3 protein-coding genes are annotated in these 4,469 nt (G+C 67.4%); all 3 read right to left on the bottom strand.

Translation table 11 applies throughout. The features are described from left to right. Positions 1-65: 65 nt before the first annotated feature. The gene (boxA, locus tag AB3X43_RS00200; protein WP_369427885.1) at positions 66-1,358 is read right to left on the bottom strand and encodes a benzoyl-CoA 2,3-epoxidase subunit BoxA; all 1,293 of its coding nucleotides are present in this window, start codon (positions 1,356-1,358) and stop codon (positions 66-68) included. Between the two features lie 72 nt (positions 1,359-1,430). Continuing rightward, positions 1,431-2,858, bottom strand: coding sequence for a benzoyl-CoA 2,3-epoxidase subunit BoxB (boxB, locus tag AB3X43_RS00195; RefSeq protein ID WP_369427884.1), 1,428 nt, complete (start codon positions 2,856-2,858; stop codon positions 1,431-1,433). Positions 2,859-2,882: 24 nt separating this feature from the next. Beyond that, positions 2,883-4,469: 2,3-epoxybenzoyl-CoA dihydrolase (gene boxC / locus AB3X43_RS00190; protein WP_369427883.1), on the bottom strand; the 1,587-nt coding region annotated here is incomplete at its 5' end.

The following is a 4,469-nucleotide window of genomic DNA, read 5'->3' as shown; positions in this document are numbered from 1 at the left end:
GCATTGTCGACCGACCGGTCGGCCAATCAATACGGGATTTGCCGCATCTCCAGCGGATCGGCGGATCAGTAGGTTTCCAGGTGCAAGCGCCCCTGCGCCTTGAGCGCCGCACCGACCGTGTCCCAGTGCATCCCGGCCTGGGTCGCCAGATCGCGCAGCGCCAGCACGACGCCTTCTTCCATCGCCTTCAGCCCGCAGACGTAGAAGTACGCATTCGGGTCGGCGAGCAGCGGCGCCAGGTCGGCGGCGCGCTCGCGCAGCGCGTCCTGCACATACCGCTTCGGCTTGCCCGCTTCCCGCGAGAAGGCGAAGCTGATGTCGATGAAGTCCTTGGGCAGCGTCTGCAACGGGCCGAAGTACGGCAGTTCCTCCTTCGTGCGGGCGCCGAAGAACAGCATCAGCTTGCCACCCTCGAACTTGCCGCTCGCACGCAGCCGGCGCCGCCACTCGGTCATCGCGCGCATCGGCGCCGAGCCCGTGCCGGTGCAGATCATCACGAGGTGCGACTTCGGGTGGTTCGGCATCAGGAAGCTGGTGCCGAAGGGGCCGATCACCTGCACCTTGTCACCCACCTGCAGGTCGCACATGTAGTTGCTGCCCACGCCGCGCACCGGCCGGCCCTGGTGGTCCTCCAGCACGCGCTTGATGGTGAGCGAGACGTTGTTGTAGCCGGGGCGCTCGCCGTTGCGCGGGCTGGCGATCGAGTACTGGCGGGCATGGTGCGGCTTGCCGTTCGCCTCGACGCCGGGCGGGACGATGCCGATCGACTGGCCTTCCAGCACCGGGAAGGGCATCGCGCCGAAGTCGAGCACGATGTGGTGCGTGTCGTAGTCGCTGCCGGCGTGCTGGCCGACCTCGGTGACGCGCACGTTGCCGGTCACGGTGGCGGTCACCGTCTTCTCGGCCGCCTTCGGCCCGTAGAGGTTGGTGTAGGCGTGGGCAGCGGACCACGGCGGCAGCGTGGCGCCGTACTGCGCGCTGTTGAACACGGTCGCACCATCGGCTGCGGCCGGCAGCGACACGGGCGCGGGTTCGATGTCGGGCGCCGCGCCGTCGGCCACGCCCGCTTCGGCCAGCTGCTCGGGCGTCAGCTCGGCGGGGAGTTCGTCCCATTCGAGCTGCACCGCGGGCGTGTAGGCCAGCACCCGCGGCATCACCCGCCAGTTGTCGATCGAGCCCGTCGGACACGGCGAGATGCAGTCCATGCACAGGTTGCATTTGCCCGCATCGACCACGTAGTTGCGGTCATCGTGCGTGATCGCACCCACCGGGCAGATTGCCTCGCAGGTGTTGCAGCGGATGCAGATCTCGGGATCGATCAGGTGCTGGCGGATGACTGCCGTGTCGGCCATGTCCATGGGAGGGTCTCCAAGTCGTGAAGAAGGGGCCCTCGGGCCCCTGTCAGCGGTCGCGTTTCCAGTATGCGGCAATCAGTTGAAGCGCACGTACTCGAAGTCCACCGGCTGGCGGTTGATGCCCATGACCGGCGGCGCGATCCAGTTGGCGAACTTGCCCGGCTCGACGACACGGCCCATCAGGCTGCGAACGAAAGCGCGGTCGGCGCCCGAAGGCAGCCAGTGGTCCACGTTGGCCTTCCACTCGGCGTCGCTCACCACGCGACCGTCCGGCGACACCTTCACGCCCGACAGCGCGCCGATGTTGCGGTGGAACGCCTTGTGCGGCACCTTGAGCTTGAACGGGATGCCGGCCTTCTCGATCACCTTGTTCCAGCGCTCGACGCCGCCGACCGAATCCTTGATGTAATCGTCGCGCAGCACCTCGTTGAGCGCGTTGAGCATCGGGACTTCCTTCTCGGCGAGCTGGCCGCCCTGCACGTTCAGCACGCGGTAGGTCTGGCCGCGGAGCTGGTGGTCGTCCATGCGCTTGCCTTCCTCGTAGCGGCCCTTCAGACCGGTCGAGTAGAAGGTCGCGGCGTTGGACGACTCGTCGGCGCCGAACAGGTCGATCGTCACCGAGAAGTGGAAGTTCAGGTAGCGCTGCAGCGTCGGCAGGTCGATCACGCCGGCCGCGCGCAGCTGCGCCGGGTCGTCGGTCTTGAGCTGGTTCATGACCTGGCAGGTGCGGTTGATGACACGGCTGATGCCCGACTCGCCCACGAACATGTGGTGCGCTTCCTCGGTCAGCATGAACTTGGTCGTGCGGGCCAGCGGGTCGAAGCTCGACTCGGCCAGCGCGCAGAGCTGGAACTTGCCGTCGCGGTCGGTGAAGTAGGTGAACATGAAGAAGGACAGCCAGTCCGGCGTCTCCTCGTTGAACGCCTGCAGGATGCGCGGGTTGTCTTCCTGGCCCGAGCGGCGCGCCAGCAGCGCTTCGCCTTCCTCGCGGCCGTCACGGCCGAAGTACTTGTGCAGCAGGTAGACCATGGCCCACAGGTGGCGGCCTTCCTCGACGTTCACCTGGAACAGGTTGCGCAGGTCGTACTGGCTCGGGCAGGTCAGGCCCAGGTGGCGCTGCTGCTCGACCGACGCGGGCTCGGTGTCGCCCTGCGTGACGATGATGCGGCGCAGGTTGGCGCGGTATTCGCCAGGCACGTCCTGCCAGGCGGCTTCGCCCTTGTGGTCACCGAAGTGGATCTTGCGTTCGGCCTCGGCCGGATTCAGGAAGATGCCCCAGCGGTAGTCGGGCATCTTGACATGGCCGAACTGCGCCCAGCCCTGCGGATCGACGCTGACGGCGGTGCGCAGGTAGACGTCGAAGTTCTGCGAGCCGTCCGGACCCATGTCGTCCCACCAGCTCAGGAAATTGGGCTGCCACTGCTCCAGCGCGCGCTTGAGGGTGCGGTCTTCGCCGAGGTTGACGTTGTTGGGGATCTTTTCGCTGTAGTCGATGCTGCTCATGTGTGTGCTCCTTAACGATTCGGATCAGACCCGGTTCCAGTCGAACGCGGCCTTGTCGCCCTTGCCATAGACCTTCAGCGCGCCCTTTTCGCCGACGGCGTTGGGACGCTGGAAGATCCAGTTCTGCCACGCGGTCAGGCGGCCGAAGACGCGCGTGAACATGTTCTCGGGGCCGTTGAAGCGCAGGTTGGCTTCCAGGCCGGTCAGCGCGTCGGGGGACATCGACACACGCTCTTCGATGGCGATGCGCACTTCGTCGGCCCAGTCGATGTCGTCCGGGTTCGACGTGACCAGGCCCAGCGCGAAGGCCGCGTCGGCGTCCAGCGGCTGACCCGTCGCGGCGCGCACGGCGTCCATCGCCGGCTGTTCGTCGTAGAAGCGGCGCGCCATGCGGCTCTGGCCGGTGACCATCGGGTAGCGGCCGAAGTTGGCTTCGCCGACGGTGAGCTTCGGCGCGGCGGCCTCGTCGTCCGGCAGCGCGAGGTGGTAGCTGCGGTCGCAGGCCAGCGCCAGTTCGAGGAAGGTGCCGGCGAAGCACGAACCCGGCTCGATCAGCGCGAACAGGCTGCGCGACGAGACATCGAAGCGGCTGAACGTGCGGCGCAGCAGGCCGATCGTCTCGCGCACCAGCCAGTGGTGCTGGTGCGCGGCGAGCGTGGCGTCCATCGCCAGCACGTCGGCGGCATCGCCCGAGGTCTTGACCAGCCAGGTGCCGATCTCCAGCTCGTTGGTGCGCATCGACAGGATCGCGTCTTCCAGTTCGCGGGCCATCGCCAGCGGATACCAGGCGGCGCCCGCGGCTTCGATGCCGGCGATGTCGGTCGGCTGCACGCCGGTCGGTGCCTTGACGGTCCAGGTCGCCGTGCGCTTGGCGCGGTCGATCTCGACGGTGACGTGGGCGTAGCGCAGCGCATCGGCTTCGACCGTGCGCTCGACCTGCGTCAGCGTGACGCCCTGGCCATCGGCGGGGCGGTCGCTCTGCGCGGCGAGCTGCAGGGCGCGTTCCTGCACCTTGGCAGCGAACTGCGCCGGCTTCACGATGTCGTCCACGAGGCGCCAGTCCTTGGCCTTCTTGCCGCGCACGCCTTCGACGCTGGTGCAGAACAGGTCGGCGAGGTCGTGGCGCACCTTGCGCTTGTCGGTCACGCGGGTCAGGCCGCCCGTGCCCGGCAGCACGCCCAGCAGCGGGACTTCCGGCAGCGACACGGCGGACGAACGGTCATCGACCAGGAGGATCTCGTCGCAGGCCAGCGCCAGCTCGTAGCCACCACCGGCACAGGCGCCGTTCACGGCGGCCAGGAACTTCAGGCCCGAGTGCGTCGAGGAATCTTCCAATCCGTTGCGCGTCTCGTTGGTGAACTTGCAGAAATTGACCTTCCAGCCGTGGCTCGACACGCCCAGCATGAAGATGTTGGCGCCCGAGCAGAACACCTTCTCCTTCGCGCTGGTCACGACGACGGTGCGCACTTCCGGGTGTTCGAAGCGGACGCGGTTGATCGCGTCGTTCAGCTCGATGTCCACGCCCAGGTCGTAGCTGTTGAGCTTGAGCTTGTAGCCGGGGCGCAGGCCGGCGTTCTCGTCGAAGTCCGCCGCCAGCGTGGCGACGGCGCC

Source organism: Sphaerotilus sp. (assembly GCF_041083715.1).
Classification (GTDB): Bacteria; Pseudomonadota; Gammaproteobacteria; order Burkholderiales; family Burkholderiaceae_C; genus Sphaerotilus.
The sequence above is the reverse complement of the archived record's forward strand: the minus strand, read 5'-3'. Positions and strand labels throughout refer to the sequence as shown.